This is a genomic window from Peribacillus sp. NJ11 (genome assembly GCF_030348405.1).
In the GTDB taxonomy this organism is placed as follows: Bacteria; Bacillota; Bacilli; order Bacillales; family DSM-1321; genus Peribacillus.
Genome location: NZ_JAUCFO010000001.1, coordinates 1,674,696 through 1,692,165 on the forward strand (window position 1 = coordinate 1,674,696; position 17,470 = coordinate 1,692,165).

Consider the following 17,470-nt stretch of genomic DNA (forward strand, 5'->3'; position numbering starts at 1 on the left):
TGAAGAGGATGATGATTGAGGATGCTACTATGTGGGTGTCATTAGTTAGCGAATTTGGCTATCCATTCGTCGTTTCTATGTTTTTGCTCTTCCGCTTCGGTAAACAATTAAAAGAACTGACAACGGACGTAGAGAACTTAAAAAAGTCCGCTCACAAAACGAAAAAACGATAACCTCAGGACGTAATGTGCTAGGTAGTAAAAACCGAATTTCGGGTTCTGTTCAATAAAGGGTCCGGAATTCGGGTATAAAGAAACCGGTACATTGGACCATTAAATTCCTCCTTTAAAGTCAAATAAAAAAATGATAAACCATTATTTGGAATATAGCACAAAATGGGTAAAAAATAATCCTCAATTGGAATCATTTTACTGCTATAATTCATCCGTCAATGGAATTAGATAGGAAATCCTCCCCTCATACGATTTTAGTTTTATGGATTAAAGTGAAAATACTTTTAAAAAAACAACATTCATATATAAACTTATGTAAATATGCGGCATCCAAGTAAAAGGATGCTGCTTTTCTTATTTTTTGGTAATAAACTGATAGTATGGAAAGGGGTGACAATTTTGAATGAAATACAGCTAGAAGATATTCGGATTCTACAGCATGAATGTGAAGGGGAAGATTTTACATTAAAGCTGAACTGGGAAACGCTTCGTAGTCGAAATGGTTTGAATAAGAATGACTTTCTTCACTATGATGGAGTAAAACTTGTTGGTTTTCTTGGTCTTTACGATTTTGGAAACAAAGTGGAGATGTGTGGGATGGTACATCCTGATTTTCGGAGGCAAGGCATTTTTACAAAGCTGATGGATGAAGCTATAAGGAGTGCCATGGAGCGCAACTATAAGTTGATCATCTTGAACGCACCTTCCCAATCCCATTCAGGGACAGGATTCTTGAAAAAACTCCCATGTGAGTTTTCTTTTTCTGAGTTTCAAATGAAATGGTCTCAAACGGAACTGGATGATTATGAGGATGCAGTCGTTCGCCCTTCACGGAGAGATGATGAGGAAACGGAAATTCAGCTGGATATTCAATGTTTCCAATTTACGAAACAAGAGGCGAAGGATTATTATCAGCGCATCCTATATGAGGATACTCTGAAAACCATGATGATTGAAAAGGATGGCCGCGCGGTCGGTAAGATCCGTGTTGATCACTCAGACCGGGAAGCGTGGATTTATGGATTTTCCATTTTGCCGGAATACCAGGGAAACGGACTTGGCAGAAAGGCATTGAAAAAGGTTGTAGCCGAACAATGCCAGCTGGGATATGATATTTTTCTCGAGGTCGAGGCGACTAATGAGCATGCTTTAAGACTCTATGAATCTTGTGGATTCAAAACCATTCAAAGACAGGATTATTATCAATATAAAGGGAAGCGGTGCTTTAACGTCAAATAGTGTTGGGGGAAAAGGGATGTTGACATTATTCACTTATAACTGGCAGGTGCGAAATGAGTGGTTCAAGTGGTGCAGATCCGTACCGATTGAGGAACTGAAACGACAGCGTACTGGCGGGATGGGCAATATTTTAAGGACACTCGCCCATATAATCGATGTCGAATGCAGCTGGATCAGGGCCATACAAGGGAAGCCGGATGTCGGGATTGATTTAGAAGCTTATAATACGATCGAGAAAGTGGAGGAATTATCCGGGCGTTATCATTCAGAGGTCGTGGACTATTTGAACTCGCATTCAATTGATGGGAAGGAAGAGATGATTCAGCCATCCTGGATGGAGGGGACATACCAAAAGGGCAGGATACTGCGCCATCTGATAGCACACGAAATTCATCATATAGGCCAGTTGTCCATCTGGTCGAGGGAGATGGGAATCGAACCGGTTTCCGCCAGTTTAATAAATCGGGATTTATAGGTTTTCATGTTTTAATAACTGGTTACCAGTTTTTTTTGAAAGGAATTCTGCAGGTTTTTTCAAAAAAGGGGATTATGGAGGGGGACAGTTCGGGAATCCATATTGGGTATAATGGTCGTTTCACCGGCACGCCTTGGTCTGGATGGGACAGGTTAATTCCTAATATAAGAAATTTTTCGTATTAAAGCAGTAGAGTTATAACATATTAAATAAAAAGGATTAGCGTATTAGCTTAATCCTTTTTATTTATTTGTCATATACATTAATATTTACGCACTCAAATTTTTGTTAATTTTGGCTTATGTGTCGCTGGTTTAATGTATTTAGTTAATAACCGGCGTGAGATTGGTCCAACAATCAGTAACTGTGATGGTAGCGCCACGATAAAGTTTAGACCAACTGTTTTAAGGTAAGCTGTGACAATTGAACCCTCGATTCCTATTATTAACCTAGTTAAAATAACCCCATATACTGACATAATAAGGACCATTATTGGGACCATACAAAAGGCGATTGCAATAATAAAGTTGGTTTCTTTCGATTTATCATAAGGCAGTGATAATGCAAGTTTACGCGCCTTCGGTTCAACTATTGACTCTGCAATAAAAGCGACGATGAATGTTACCACAAATTGAATCACTGCACCCCCTACTGTAAACGATGAAAACCCGTGTAAAGCTGTGTTGTAAACTGACATAATAAGAACCATTCCAAAACACATAAAAAGCCCAAAGATTATGCCTTCCTTTTTATTACTAGGCAAATAAAAACATCCTTTCTTTTAAGCATAAATGTAATTATATATGCCAAAATTTTTTTACATAAGTGACATCTTTATGACTTTTATTTTAAGTTATTTTAATTACATTGTTGTTTTGATGAAACCTTGTTTATAGAGGTTTTGCAAAAAAAAACGAATTAGAAAAATTGATAGATAAAGAGAACCATAAAAGAATAATAGCGAATTTAATTTGTTTCAATGAGTTTGATGATTCATTAGATTCCCAGTAAGCATTTCATTATCAATTGGGAGTATGCTGGGGTGATTGCCTTGGTCCTATTATTATCAAGCGGATTAACTGCAGCGGCGCTTCCGGTTTCACTGAAGTAGAGAGCGTCGAAGAAAGAAGGAACGATTTTGAAATCATACGATGTAAGCAAGCTGGCTCATGTGCATGGGCCAGCCTTTTATTAAAAAGCACCTTTCTCCCTAAGGATTCCCTCGGATTCGGTGACGATTATATATATTTGAAGGAAAAACGATCCATGTTCAGTGAATGGGAATGGATAAATAGTACCAATTATTCAAAATTATTAATATTATGGTAAATTATGACGCGATTTCGACAAAATCATGTTATATTATTCTAGCATTTTACAAAAATAGAAGGGTTGTGAAGTATGTCGTTCAAGATGCATGTTAAAAAGATGCTTGCCCCGATTCTGGCTGTAAGTTTGATTACAGCCCCATTTACCGTACCGGGGGAGACGTCCGCCAAAGAGTCTAATAAGAAACCGGTCGCGACTAAACCATTCAACATTTCAGCTCCTGCCGTTAATTACACAAATGGCACCAAGGCGACTGTAACGGTCACACCGAAAAAAGGGAACAAAGGAAATGAAACAGTTGTCTTCCAGTTAATGAATGGGACGAAGGTCATTTCACAGTCAGCCGTTGAGGCGGATATTAAATCGGCCCAAAAGTTCTCTGCATACTTCAATACGTATAAAGCGGGTTATTGGGTCAAGGTATCGGTTGTCTCCAAGTATAACGGCAATACGAGTAACTTCGGCAACAGCCTGGCAACCTCCGTTTCTGATGCACCATTTGAACTAAGGATCATGGAGACGACAGATATACACACTAATCTAGTGAGCTATGATTATTATAAGGATGCCGTATCGGACTCCGTCGGCTTTTCCCGCACGGCATCTTTAATCAAACAGGCACGAAAAGAAGTGGAAAATAGTGTTTTAGTGGATAACGGCGACCTTATTCAAGGGACCCCCCTGGGTACGTACAAAGCGAAAATAGCGCCACTGAAAAAAGGTGAAGTCCATCCTGTCTATAAAGCGATGAACTTGCTTGACTATGATGTCGCTACATTCGGCAATCACGAATTCAATTATGGTTTAGCTTATTTGGACGAGGCCATCAACGATGCGGACTTCCCTTATGTGAATGCCAATGTTTATAAAAAGGATAAAGACAATAATCCAAAGAATGACAAAAATAAATATACCCCTTATAAGATCGTCACGAAAAAAGTAAAGGATATCAATGGAAACGAGAAATCAGTAAAAATAGGCTACATTGGATTTGCCCCTCCGCAAATCATGGATTGGGATAAAACGAATCTTGACGGTAAGGTCATTACAAAAGAAATCGTCACGACTGCAAATAAATATGTACCTGAAATGAAGAAAAAGGGTGCGGATGTCATCGTGGCGCTCACTCATTCCGGGTTTAATGGCGACACCAAGAATACCGAGGATGTCATCTATTCATTAAGCAAAGTATCCGGCATCGATGCCATCACGTTCTCCCACACGCATAAAGTCTTTCCGGCACAAGATGAGGCGTCTTTAGACAGCCTATTTAAAGATAGCCAAGGAAAAATCCTTAAAGGCGTGGATAATAAAAAGGGCACCATCAATGGTGTACCAGCCGTTCAAGCAGGATATGGCGGCAGTAATCTGGGGATCATCGATCTTGATATCCAGAATATCAAAGGGAAATGGAAGGTCGTTCATTCTGATTCATCAACACGGGCAATCAACGACAAAGTAACAGGAAAAAAAGCAGCTGAAGATGCATCTGTCGTCAAAGCCGTTAAAAAGGATCACGAAGGAACGATCAAGTATGTCAACACGCCAATTGGAACGACTACAGCTCCAATCCATAGTTACTTCGCCCTTGTGCAAGATGATCCTTCTGTACAGGTCGTGACAAGCGCGCAGAAATGGTATGTGGAAAAATATATCCAAAGCAACCGTCCTGAATACAAAGACTTGCCTATTCTTTCTGTAGGAGCCCCTTTCAAAGCGGGGCGCAATGGAGTCGAGGAATTCACCGAAATCAAAGAAGGCGGACTGACCATTCGCAGCGCCGGCGATTTATATTTATACGATAATACCTTGAAGGCAATCAAGATCAAAGGGTCCGTGGTTAAAGAATGGCTTGAGATGTCTGCCGGGAAATATAATAAAATTGATCCTGCCAAGTCTGAGGAACAGGAATTGCTTAATGGAAAGTTTGCCGTCTATAATTTTGATGTGATTGACGGCGTTACGTATCAAATCGATGTCACCAAGGCTCCGCGCTATGATGAAAAAGGGATTAAAGTGTCGGATTCAAGCAGGATTGCAGATTTGAAATATAATGGCAAACCAGTGGACCCGAATCAAGACTTCATCGTCGTTACGAATAATTACCGTGCTTCGGGCGGAGGAAACTTCCCGGGAGTGAAAGGCAGTGAATACGTAGTTGACTCTGCGGATGAAAATCGCCAAATCTTGATGGATTACATTACACAAGAGGGTGAGATTAATCCAACCGCTGATAATAACTGGTCGATTGCCCCGATTTCAGGCAAGGTGAACGTTACTTTCACCTCATCACCAAAGGGTGCGGAATATCTAAATGAAGAAAGTACGATTTCCTATACAGGTAAAACCGATGATAAAGGCTTTGGCATTTACAAATTCAATCTTGGAAAAGAAAACGTTAAGGTGCAATTGCTCGGAATCAATGATCTTCACGGCCAGCTGGATACCACTTCTGATTTTGGCGGTATCAAACAAGGGCGTGCTGATTATTTAGCTGCGCACATGAAGCAGCGTAAAGCTGAAAACCCTGAAAATACACTTTTACTATCAGCAGGGGATGCTGTTGGGGCAAGTGCTCCCGTTTCCTCTTTGATCCAGGACAAACCGACGCTACAGTTTTTGAATAATATGAAATTCGATGTCGGAACTGTCGGGAACCATGAGTTCGACAAAGGGGTAGAAACCCTGATGGCTCAAATCAATGGCGGAAAGTCGCCCACATCTGATGTGGTATTCGATAAATTGAACTTTCCGTATGTGGTTGCCAATGTCGTATATAAAGACACGAAAAAACCCATTTTGGACCCTTACGTCATAAAAAAGGTCGGCGGGGTTGATATTGGGTTCATAGGTGTAGTCACGAATGCCACACCTCAAAAAGTAAGTCCGGATGGCATTAAGAATGTGGAATTCATAGAACAGGCACCTGCGGTAAATAAGGCGGTTGATGAGTTGAAGGAAAAGGGCGTCAAATCCATTGTGATCATCTCGCATGACCCAGGCACTGAAAAGGAAGGGGTCATCACAGGCGAAGTGGCTGATCTTGCCAATGCAGTGGATGATGAAGTCGATGTGATCTTAGCAGGAGATAATCATGCAAGGGTCAACAACTATGTGGATAATAAATTGATTGTACAAGCTTACTCTTATGGAACGGCTTTTGAAGATGTTGATTTGGAAATCGATCCAAACACAAAGGATATTGTCAAAAAGTCAGCTGAAATTGTCACGGTTACACAAGATGGCATCACACCCGATGCCGGGACGACGAAATTCATTAACGACTATTTAGACATGTTCCCCGAGTTGAAAGCCCCACTTGGGACAACGGATGATAAAATTTTAAGAACCAATGCCTATACACAGGAAACTGCACTCGGTAATTTAATTGCCGATTCGATGAAAGCAGATTTGAATTCCGATTTTGCCTTCATGAATCCAGGTGGAATTCGTGCAGATATTCCAAAGGGGGAAGTCACTTTTTCCGATTTAGCGAAAATCCAGCCGTTCGGAAACGTATTGGTTAAGCTCGAACTGACTGGAGCCGAAGTGAAAACGCTGCTTCAACAGCAATGGATCGTTGAAGGATCTCCGAAAACTTTGCAAATTTCTGGACTGAGCTACACAGCCGACTTCAGTAAACCTGTCACCGAACGTGTCACCTTATTGAAGAAAGCGGACGGGACACCGATCAAGGATACCGAAACATACACGGTCGCCGTCAATGATTTCATGGCAAGCGGTGGTGATAACTATACCGTCCTGAAAGGAAAAGAGCGAGTATTTGGGCATGCTGATCTGGAAGCTTTCGTTAACTATGTGAAAGAAACCTTCAAAGGCGGAAAGATCACGGCAGAAATTGAAGGCAGAATTACGAATATCAATAATTAATTGAGGTTTACTCGTGAGTTTGAGGATTTACTCGTGAAAATTGAGCATTTACTCGTGAGTAAAGCGGATTTACTCGTGAAAATTGGACATTTACTCGTGAGTTAAGCGAATTTACTCGTGAAACCTAAAAGAGAGCGCTCCTTAATACAAGGGGGCGCTCCTTTTTGTGATCAATTGTTTCTGAAGATGGAAAAGTTTAATCCCAATGCAAAGGTGACCCATGCGATATAGGGAATCATCGCTAAACCTGATGTACGGTCTATTTTATAAAACTCGAATGCCGTTAATGTAATCAAGGTCAGCAGTGCAGCCATTTCAAAAAATGCTGTTCCGCGCAAGCCCCATTTGAAGAATAAAAAAGACCATAAGAAATTCAACCCTAGTTGAGTATCGTAGAAGAGTTAAGCTGACTTCGATTTTTTTTCTTTGGATGCAATGCGATATTTCGCTATTCCCATAATCGTATAAAGGCCGGTCCAAGCAACGGGGAAGGTTCAGGAAGGAGGAGCAAAAGCAGGTTTCTTGAGTTTGTAATAAATTTCTTTTGAATTCCTTGTGGCGAATATCCCCACAAGTGAACCTCCGACCACAGGTACCAAAACACTTTTAGCTAACTTTCCGTAGTACATCATGCAATCATTTTCTTTCTTCATTGTTTGGATATTCTTAATACCTTTACCTTTTCATCTGAAAATAAAACATGTCCTTTAATCAAGGAGTGTAACTTTCTTCCAAATTTTACGTCGGTACTATTAAGAAAAGGGGGAATACCGATGAACCGTAAAAAAATGATGTTTTTGTTCAGTTTGTTCCTTTTACTTGCTGCATGCAGCAGTAATGAAAAAGATGATTCAGCATCGGAATCACAGGATGAAAAGGCTACCAGTAAAATGGACGCTTCCTTTTCTGGGAATAAGGAGCCGGAAGAAGTCGCGGAAAAAGAAGGGGTGACGGATGAAAGAAAGGTCATCCATCAAGCCCAGCTAGAGTTGAAAGTGAGGAACCTTGAAAAGGCACAAATGAAGATTGAGAATAAGGTGGATGAATATGGCGGATATGTTGTCGAGTCCAATGTATACAGGGAAGATGAAGAATTGGTGGAAGGAACCATCACTGTTCGGGTCCCCGAGGCCCGTTTTCAGGATTTTCTAGCCGATAGCGAGGGCGAGGCTTCAGAAGTGGTCGGAAGGAATGTTACAGGACAGGATGTGACGGAGCAATATGTAGATTTAAAAGCAAGGCTGAAGTCAAAGAGGGCTGTGGAGGAAAGGTTACTTGCATTCATGCAGGACGCTAAGAAGACAGAAGATCTGTTGAAAATATCATCTGATCTTGCCGTGGTTCAAGAAGAAATAGAGCAGCTGACCGGGCAAATGAAGTATCTTGAAAACCAGACTTCATATTCAACGGTTACAATCACGTTCATACAGGACCGGATTGTTGTACCGGGCATTGATAATAAGGAATTGAATACATGGGAGAGAACGAAGAAACAACTTGCAACGAGTGCGAATCTATTACTTAAAGCGGGTTCAGGAATCATTGTTTTCATAATAGGAAACTTGCCTATCCTCATTATTTTAGGCGGAGCTGTAGCGGTGGTCCATTGGGCGCTGAAAAGAAGGGGGAAAAGGTAAAGGAAGAAAAAAAGAGGGTGCCCAAACAAATTCGTTTGGGCACCCTCTGGCATTTATCTTTTTCGTTTATGCAAACCGGTCACATAATACAGAACCACTAACAGTAAGATCCAGATCGGACCAACGATTAGAGCGATTCTTGTATCTGCTGAAAAGCCGAGTACAACCATTACGAATACTAAAAAGGCTAGAGTGAAATAAGAAGTGAATGGGAAAAGAGGCATTTTGTAACCTAAGCCTTGTTTTTCCGCCGGACTCATTTTTCGTCTAGACATAATCTGTGTGACAAGTATGGTTCCCCAAGTCCAGAGTGCACCGAATGTGGCGACACTTGTCACGTAACTGAAAACTTTATCGGCTTCCATGTAGTTAAGGTAAACACCGAAAAGTAGCACGACAGCCGAAACGATAATGGCAACGCCAGGAACGCCCGACTTTGTTGTACGTTCGAAACTTTTTGGTGATTCACCTTGCTGCGCTAGGTTGAATAACATTCTTCCCGTACTGAAGATCCCGCTGTTACAAGATGATAGGGCCGCTGTCAGTACGACAAACTGAATGATTCCTGCTGCGCCTGGTATACCGATTTTATCAAACATCATAACGAATGGGCTGTTTTCTCCATTCATTTGATCCCATGGAGTGATTGATAGAATGACTGTCAGAGCTAAAACGTAAAAAAGTAAGATTCGATAAAAGACGGTATCGATGGCTCTTTTTAGAGATTTTTCAGGATTTTTGACTTCACCTGCGGTTACACCGAGCATTTCAATTCCCAAATAGGCGAACATGACCATTTGGAAAGAGAGGATGACACCGGAAATCCCATTAGGGAAAAATCCGCCATGTTCAACAAGGTTGCCGAATCCAACCGCGATTCCGCCGTTCCCCAGTCCAAAGATGATCATGCCGAAGCCAAGAACGATCATTAGGATGATCGTAACGATTTTAACTAGTGCGAACCAAAACTCCAATTCACCGTAAGCTTTTACAGCAAGAAAGTTAATCGTTGTCATGATGGCAAGTGCGGCTAACGCCCAAGCCCATTGTGGAGTCCCTGGGAACCAGAATTGCATATAGATTCCGACTGCCGTAATTTCGGCCATACAGGTGGCAATCCAAACGAACCAGTAATTCCAACCGGTTATATATCCGGCAAGAGGGCCGACAAATTCGCTTGCATAGCGACTGAATGAGCCTGCGACAGGATTTTTTATCGCCATTTCCCCTAGTGCCCGCATGATAAGGTAGATCATAAGACCGCCAATTGCATAAGAAATAATGATAGCTGGGCCGGCTAGTTTAATCGCAGATGCCGAGCCGAGAAATAAACCGACTCCAATGGCTGCGCCAAGAGACATTAATGCGATATGTCTTTCTTCCAAACCTCTATGCAGTTGAGATTCTTTGGAGTTTTGCATAATTTTCCCCTTTTCTTTGTTGGAGTGAAGTTTTCTCTATCTAGCATTTTATCACTAGTAGAGCTGAATACATATTATTTATTGATTTTTCACATAATATTACAACTAAATAATATATTTTAATAGGGAGATTGTAAAGTGAAAAATGAAAACGCTTACCACAAAGGAGATCTTACCTGTTTTCATTATATAATAATCTTTTATAACTAAATGGAATGCTATTTAAACAAAATATAATTATGTGATTTTTCCAAAAATTTAGACTATTTTACGATGAAAAGCTGTCCCAATGTAAAGGAACAGCTTTTTGTTTATCATTGCCAGATGGCGGAGGCCCATTCCGGATGATCTATGAAAGGGTTGCGATTATGTTGATATTCATTATAAATGACCTCATTTCGGTTACGCTCGAAGGCATCTACAGGGTCCTGTTCATTCCATTCCAGTAAGACGGCTAATTTACCATGATACGGGGCTGTACCATTGTTCACTTGATTATTTAGCTCTAAATTGACTTCCCCTGAATCGCCCTCGTAACGAACCGCCATATAAAACAGCATTCGGGCGACATCCCCTTTGACACTATCGCGAGGTTCCCAAGAATCCGAGTCATAGTAATTTCCTTTCGCTTCGGTGTGTTCAGAACCTCCATTATCGAAGTCCAGGTTGTTTCTTGTACTATTGACGGACGCATCAGTCGGCCGAAGGTGATGTAGATCGGTGCCAGGTCCTAAAGTGGTGCCAAAATCGCCATGTGATTTTGCCCAGACATGTTCACGGTTCCAATCATTGACACCAGATCCGTTCATTGTTTTTCCTTGAGAACGCCCTGTATAAAGAAGAATGACATTATTGGCGTTATTCGGGTCCTCATCGGTTTTCCGTAAAGCGTCCCAGACATTTGTATACGATATTTCCGTATGGTCATCGATGATTTCATGGAGGGAACTCTTTAACGAAGCCCCTGATTTTCCGCTTGCTGATTCATAGTATGAGCCGACCCCGGGTGTCTCTGGTTCAGGTGAATCATTCCCTGAAAAAACCATGGCAGAAACATATTTTAAGCCTGGATGGGTGAAATATGCACTCAGTGCACCGGTTACGCTGACTTTTTTTCCTTTTAAAGAAGGATTCGATTTCAACCCAAATTCAGGTCGAAAGGAAGATGGGATCTGAACATATACCATATTGGCAATGTTTGTTTCCGCGGAACTGTCTGCTAAGGCTATGGCATAATCATTCGGATAGCTGTTCGTGACTACGGTGTTAGCAGAGGTGGGCTGTCCCACTACATAACCACTGACCGTTTTAATCGTGCTGTCTTGATTTGCAATGGCTTGGGAAACGGAGAAAGGAGATGACAAGCTGCCATCACCAGTCGCGGCTAGTGAAGGGGTGCCGAAAAGAGCGGGAATAAAGAATGCCAGCACGAGTAAAATGGACAGGATAAGTCTTGGTTCATGTTTTGTGAACATGTCATTCCTCCATAAATCGATTCATACCCATTTCCAGAAAAATCGGCATGTATATGTAAAGTTATGGATAAATGGTGCCTTCTCCTTCTGGATTGTCAAAAATGAGAGAATACAGCTAGTGAGGGTTAGCGAAATTTAGGGAAATAGCCCGGGAAATATCGAAGTCCGTTATGGAAATGACATGGATACGAAAAACCGTCAGCATCCTACTGACGGTTTTTTTTACTCTTTTTTATAAGAAGGCTTTGAATGAAACTCAATAGAAATGATCCGATTAAAGCTCCCCAAAAAGAATCTATTACAAAGCCACTCACTACATAGGAGGTGATTTGAAATGTGAAGGCATTGATAATGAAAGAAAACAACCCGAACGTCAGGATGGTGATCGGCAATGTGATAAGTTGCAGAATGGGTCTAACCAGCAAGTTCATGATTGATAATATAAAAACCGCCAGCAGGGCTGTACCGTAAGATTTGATCGTGATGGAGTCGAGAAGCCAGTCAATAACGAGCAATACCAACCCGTTGATAAGAAAGCGCATTATTATGTTCATGAAAAACTCCTCCTGAAGTCACTTTACTACAAGTCATTATACTAAAATTTCATGAATTTCAGTTATATGTTTACAGAATTGTCACAAAAAAGAGGGGGGCGGATATGTACTCCCCCCGGAAAAGAAAAGGACCCATTTTAGGGTCTTATTCTATTAGTTGTTGGCAATGATCTTTTCGAATTCACTTAACTCCAATGTGTTTTTCAGCTTTGGATTGGTGTTTAAGGAAAGCAGGGCACTTTCGATGAGGAAGGTTCGCGGATCACTGTTTTGTAAAAATTCCTCTTGGATAAAGTGAATTAATTTTAAGTTTTTCACCCGTTCAGCTTCATCATCTTGACATAGCTTCAAAATCATCTTTTTTAGGTCGTTTGCAGAGTGCAGGAGTGCTGTATGAAAATCCTGCTGTGTATTGAAGCACTCCGGCAGCCATTGCTTGATTTGATCGGGTTCTAAAAGCTGTACGCCGGACTGGCTAACATCTTCGAAAATGGTTTTGATCCGGTCCACACAATAACGGATAACTTCAGTAGGGTTGAAATCGGGCTCTTTAGCCAAGACATTAAAATGAATCGTTTGATGCATCATCCCCGAGTAAAGAATGGCACAGTCCAAAATATAGGGTTTTTTCTCAGCGCCGAAAATATCCAGAAACCGTTTTGATAGCCAATGTATATGCTGGAATTTAGCATGGGTTATGAAGTTCTTAAGTTCGGTATCATTCGAAATCATTACTTCTTCATATAAGGAAAAGAGTTTATTACTTTTATTGGAGTGCATTTGCAATTCGGATTGTTTGATGAATATTTCAATATCTCCAAGGTTTTGCCCAATCAGCAATTCATTCCGCTCTTTTTCTAATTTTTCTAGGGTAGTCAGGAAGACTGCCTTAAGCAATTCGCTTTTAGAAGAAAAATAGTTATAAAATGTTCCTTTTGAAATGCCGCTATAATCCAAAATGTCCTGAATGGATGTTGCTTGATAACCCTTTTCGATAAATAATTGGTGTGCATATTTAACTACCTGTTGTTTCCGCTCATTCATTTATATCACCCTTACTCTTATTGGACGGTCATTTTAACGTAATAGTATCTTATTTTCTATACGAATACAAACCAGTATGTTTACAATTTCTCTAGCAAAATAAGGGTGATGTCCTCATATGGATACCTTGTTTCAGCCAATTTTTTTATAGGAATTCATGGATTTTTGAAATCCAAAATGTACGCGAATGGATCAAGTCTGATGAAATCGGGAATCAACAAAATGCATCCTTCTACACTTTATGTAAATAAAGGCTAATGAAGTGAACAAAGTCACAGGAGAATCATCTGGATTGCTATAAAATAAATAGAAGGAACCAGGTGCAGCCGCATCGTATCAAGAAAGCATATATCTCTCATTCTCGTTTACTATCCCATTAGTAGGAGAAATGATAAAAACACTTATTACGAAGGAATATTGGGCATGAGGGTCGTATACCATTATTAGGAATATTAATTTGTTTATATGTTGTACAACCAACGTTTATAAAGTGTAAGTAATCCATATTATGGTTATGTTTTGGGGGTGCAATATTAATGGTGACTTAATGAATTGATTATTATATTAAAATTATTATAAATAAGTATTGATTTTTTTCTGAGAAGCTTTATCATTATATACATAAATAATAATGAAAAGGTGGTTCAATAATGACGAACAAGAAAAACCTTACTACAAGCTGGGGAGCACCAGTTGGAGATAATCAAAACTCAATCACTGCCGGCGAACGCGGTCCTGTACTCATTCAAGATGTACACTTGTTGGAAAAGCTAGCCCACTTCAACCGTGAACGTGTCCCTGAACGTGTAGTTCATGCGAAAGGTGCCGGTGCATTCGGTACTTTCGAAGTAACGAACGACCTTTCTCAGTATACGAAAGCTAAACTTTTCAATGGTGTAGGCAAGAAGACAGATCTTTTTATCCGTTTCTCTACAGTGGCCGGTGAATTGGGATCTGCCGATACAGTCCGTGATCCGCGTGGATTTGCTGTTAAATTCTACACGGAAGAAGGAAACTACGATATCGTCGGTAATAATACGCCTGTATTCTTTATTCGCGATGCGATTAAATTCCCCGATTTCATTCATACACAAAAAAGAGATCCTAGAACACATTTGAAAAACCCGACTGCAGTTTGGGATTTCTGGTCACATTCACCAGAATCCTTACATCAAGTAACGATCCTGATGTCCGACCGGGGCATTCCTGCTACACTCCGTCATACACATGGTTTCGGAAGCCACACATTTAAATGGGTGAATGATGAAGGAAAAGGCGTATGGGTGAAATACCACTTCAAAACAGAACAGGGCATCAAAAACCTTGATGTGAATCTAGCTGCAAAACTAGCAGGTGAAAACCCTGATTACCATACGGAAGACCTTTTCAATGCCATTGAAAAAGGGGACTTCCCTGCATGGAAATTATATGTTCAGATCATGCCTTTGGAAGATGCGGATACATACCGTTTCGATCCATTTGATGTAACGAAGGTATGGTCTCAAAAAGATTATCCGCTAATCGAGCTTGGCCGTATGGAATTGAACAGAAATCCTGAAAACTATTTTGCAGAAGTGGAACAAGCCACGTTCTCACCGGGGACCTTCGTGCCAGGAATTGAAGCTTCCCCAGATAAGATGCTTCAAGGACGTCTATTTGCATATGGAGATGCACACCGTTACCGTGTAGGCTCGAATCACAACCAGCTTCCGGTTAACCGTCCGAAAGTCGAAGCGAACAACTACCAGCGTGATGGCTTCATGCGGGCGGATGACAATGGAAAGGGATCTGTTTATTATGAGCCGAATAGCTTTGGCGGTCCTGCAGAATCAACGGAAAATAAAGTCACTCCTTTCGAGGTGACTGGAAAAGCTGCACAAGTGGGTCATAATAGTGATGATCACTACACTCAAGCAGGTGACTTATACCGTCTATTGAGTGCGGAAGAGAAAACCCGCCTTGTCGAAACGATTGTGGGCGCAATGAAACCTGTTGAATTGGAAGAAATCAAGCTTCGTCAAATCGGCCATTTTTACAAAGCCGATCCAGAATACGGAACGCGCGTAGCTGAAGGTTTAGGCTTGGTGGTACCACAAGAAGCGTAAAATATGGAACTCCCAATCTATTTTTAAAGCAAAAAGGCACCCATTCATGAATGGGTGCCTTTTTTTATACCGGGATGTCCTGTTCATCAGGAAGGCGATGATATTCTGACCATGACCCCAAGAAATAGGACGCCAAAAAGGTGGCTGCTGCAAGTTGATGAATTAAAGCCATCGTTTTATAAAGCGTGGAACAAGGTATCACTGACACCCAACAAGTTCGGTATGAATATATAGTTATAAATGTTCGTAAAGGAAATAATGCAGTCAGATCAATAGGGGGCTGGGTACTTAGTTTATCGGTAAAGGGTGGAGTTAATGACTAATAAAAAGAAACAGGTTTTAGTAGGCAGTCCAATTTACCATAAACCACATATTTTACAAAAGTTTTTACTCTCACTTGAACGCTTGGATGTGGAGGGAATGGAGATTGGCCATTTTTTCATTGATGACAATGAAGATGAGCGATCAAGAAAATTCGGTTATATGACTTTTGGAATGAAACCCATTACAGGGTGGATGAACTCTGGTGCGCTCACCAGTACTACCGGCCGTTCCTGGTCAGGTATCGTGAGGGGTTTGAATGCAAGTGGAACGATAGGCCGCAGCATACCGGAAATGTTTTTGAATTGCCTCACAAGTTATCTGACATATGCTTGAAGCATCTGGGCTGGGTCAAAGAAGAAGATCGGATGGCGAAATTCAAAAGATTTCAGGGATTGGAACCTGATGGTACCTATGGGAATACCAAGCATTATCTAAGCATTCCGGATGATGCCCCCAATTTGGTTCGATTTGAGGAGTGAGGATCATTAATCATGAAGTCCCTATCAAGATGGCCCGGGTGCTTTGGCAATAATTAAATCGAATCAGCATACATTTGGTTAAGAGGAGGTGCAGTATGGACGTTTTTGTGAGGCAGAATGATTCCTTGTGGTATTATAGCCAATTATTCAAGGTGAATTACCAACTTATCATTGATTCCAATAATGGGATTGATCCACTTGCACTTATGATTGGCCAACAAATCAAAATTCCTGGCTTTACGACTACCAGTTATAGCATTAAGCAAGGTGATTCGTTATGGGCAATTGCCAGGTCACGTAATCTTTCATTGGATGCACTATTTTTGGTTAATCCTAATCTCAACCCGAATGCCCTGCAAGTTGGTCAGACGATTTCTGTGCCATTAAGGATTACGTGGAGGCTAGTTCAAGGAAACCAGGAATATGATTATGAGATGATGGTGACTGATGTAAGACGTTTGAAAAATATCTATCCATTTATTAAAACATCCCCAATTGGGGACTCGGTACTTGGGAGAGATATCCCCGAAGTGCTGATTGGAAATGGTAACAAACGAGTTCACTATAATGGGTCCTTTCATGCCAATGAGTGGATTACGACACCTGTGATCATGACCTTTTTAAATGATTATTTACTCGCAATCACGAATCAGGCTGACATCCGCGGTCTATCCATGTATCCTTTTTATCAACAGACGATGTTATCGGTCGTTCCGATGGTGAATCCGGACGGAGTAGAGTTGGTTCTGAAAGGCCCGCCTGCAGATGAGTCATTGAAAGGTCAGCTCGTGGAATGGAATAATGGCAGCGAAGACTTCTCTGGCTGGAAAGCCAATATCAATGGAGTGGATCTGAATGATCAATTTCCCGCCAAATGGGAATTGGAACAAGCGCGCAATAATGTAACGGAGCCAGGTCCGGCAAACTATCCTGGGGAAGGCCCGCTTACGCAGCCTGAAGCGATTGCAATGTCAGAGTTGACAAGAAAACGCGATTTTGGCAAAGTCCTTGCTTTCCATACCCAAGGAGAGGTCATTTATTGGGGGTTTGAAGATTTGGAACCACCCGAGTCCGAAACGATAGTCAATGAGTTTGCGAGGGTCAGTGGATATGAGCCTGTCAAATCCGCCAATAGTTACGCAGGGTATAAGGATTGGTACATTCAGGATTGGAGAAGGCCAGGATTTACCGTGGAGCTGGGCAAAGGAACCAATCCACTTCCTATATCACAGTTCGATGAGATTTATCAGAAATCGCTTGGGATTTTCTTAGCAGGGCTATATATGTGAATTTTGACCAAATGAAAAAGCTCAACTCCGTTTCC

General features: G+C 41.2%; 13 protein-coding genes and 1 pseudogene. 8 read left to right on the top strand and 6 right to left on the bottom strand.

Features of this window, described 5'->3' with window-relative positions:
- The first annotated feature begins 8 nt into the window (after window positions 1-8).
- The 3 genes from QUF86_RS08220 (at window position 9) to QUF86_RS08230 (ending at window position 1,887) form a co-directional block, all read left to right on the top strand.
- Window positions 9-173 carry a YvrJ family protein gene (locus QUF86_RS08220; protein WP_081088496.1) on the top strand — a complete coding sequence of 55 codons (165 nt, stop codon included), beginning with the start codon at window positions 9-11 and terminating at the stop codon, window positions 171-173.
- A 390-nt stretch (window positions 174-563) separates the two neighbouring features.
- A complete protein-coding gene (locus QUF86_RS08225) occupies window positions 564-1,412 on the top strand; it encodes a GNAT family N-acetyltransferase (protein ID WP_289334011.1) in 849 nt (282 codons plus the stop codon).
- 16 nt (window positions 1,413-1,428) lie between these two features.
- Window positions 1,429-1,887 carry a DinB family protein gene (locus QUF86_RS08230; RefSeq protein ID WP_289334012.1) on the top strand — a complete coding sequence of 153 codons (459 nt, stop codon included), beginning with the start codon at window positions 1,429-1,431 and terminating at the stop codon, window positions 1,885-1,887.
- Window positions 1,888-2,164: 277 nt separating this feature from the next.
- On the opposite strand, the gene QUF86_RS08235 is transcribed toward QUF86_RS08230, so the two are convergent.
- Complete coding sequence (locus tag QUF86_RS08235; protein ID WP_289334013.1) at window positions 2,165-2,650, bottom strand: DUF2798 domain-containing protein; 486 nt, start codon at window positions 2,648-2,650, stop codon at window positions 2,165-2,167.
- 638 nt (window positions 2,651-3,288) lie between these two features.
- On the opposite strand from QUF86_RS08235, the gene QUF86_RS08240 reads away from it, so the two are divergent.
- Window positions 3,289-7,107 carry a bifunctional 2',3'-cyclic-nucleotide 2'-phosphodiesterase/3'-nucleotidase gene (locus QUF86_RS08240; RefSeq protein ID WP_289334014.1) on the top strand — a complete coding sequence of 1,273 codons (3,819 nt, stop codon included), beginning with the start codon at window positions 3,289-3,291 and terminating at the stop codon, window positions 7,105-7,107.
- Between the two features lie 170 nt (window positions 7,108-7,277).
- Here QUF86_RS08240 and QUF86_RS08245 read toward each other — a convergent pair.
- Window positions 7,278-7,586: pseudogene (locus QUF86_RS08245) on the bottom strand (TspO/MBR family protein); the annotation flags it as partial.
- Between the two features lie 294 nt (window positions 7,587-7,880).
- Between QUF86_RS08245 and QUF86_RS08250 the strand changes: the two are divergent.
- A complete protein-coding gene (locus QUF86_RS08250) occupies window positions 7,881-8,744 on the top strand; it encodes a DUF4349 domain-containing protein (RefSeq protein ID WP_289334015.1) in 864 nt (287 codons plus the stop codon).
- 53 nt (window positions 8,745-8,797) lie between these two features.
- On the opposite strand, the gene QUF86_RS08255 is transcribed toward QUF86_RS08250, so the two are convergent.
- The 4 genes from QUF86_RS08255 to QUF86_RS08270 all read right to left on the bottom strand — a co-directional run bounded on the left by QUF86_RS08255 (window position 8,798) and on the right by QUF86_RS08270 (window position 13,238).
- Window positions 8,798-10,165: an amino acid permease gene (locus QUF86_RS08255; RefSeq protein WP_289326788.1), complete on the bottom strand. Its 1,368-nt coding sequence runs from the start codon at window positions 10,163-10,165 to the stop codon at window positions 8,798-8,800.
- Between the two features lie 314 nt (window positions 10,166-10,479).
- The gene (locus QUF86_RS08260; RefSeq protein WP_289334016.1) at window positions 10,480-11,640 is read right to left on the bottom strand and encodes an endonuclease; all 1,161 of its coding nucleotides are present in this window, start codon (window positions 11,638-11,640) and stop codon (window positions 10,480-10,482) included.
- Window positions 11,641-11,846: 206 nt separating this feature from the next.
- Window positions 11,847-12,194, bottom strand: coding sequence for a phage holin family protein (locus tag QUF86_RS08265; RefSeq protein WP_289314575.1), 348 nt, complete (start codon window positions 12,192-12,194; stop codon window positions 11,847-11,849).
- Window positions 12,195-12,347: 153 nt separating this feature from the next.
- Window positions 12,348-13,238, bottom strand: coding sequence for a TetR/AcrR family transcriptional regulator (locus QUF86_RS08270; protein ID WP_289334017.1), 891 nt, complete (start codon window positions 13,236-13,238; stop codon window positions 12,348-12,350).
- Between the two features lie 650 nt (window positions 13,239-13,888).
- Here QUF86_RS08270 and katA point away from each other — a divergent pair.
- The 3 genes from katA (at window position 13,889) to QUF86_RS08285 (ending at window position 17,435) form a co-directional block, all read left to right on the top strand.
- A complete protein-coding gene (gene katA, locus QUF86_RS08275; protein WP_289314577.1) occupies window positions 13,889-15,343 on the top strand; it encodes a catalase KatA in 1,455 nt (484 codons plus the stop codon).
- A gap of 315 nt (window positions 15,344-15,658) precedes the next feature.
- Window positions 15,659-16,000, top strand: coding sequence for a hypothetical protein (locus QUF86_RS08280; protein ID WP_289334018.1), 342 nt, complete (start codon window positions 15,659-15,661; stop codon window positions 15,998-16,000).
- A gap of 241 nt (window positions 16,001-16,241) precedes the next feature.
- Window positions 16,242-17,435 carry a M14 family metallopeptidase gene (locus QUF86_RS08285; RefSeq protein WP_289334019.1) on the top strand — a complete coding sequence of 398 codons (1,194 nt, stop codon included), beginning with the start codon at window positions 16,242-16,244 and terminating at the stop codon, window positions 17,433-17,435.
- Window positions 17,436-17,470: the final 35 nt, after the last annotated feature.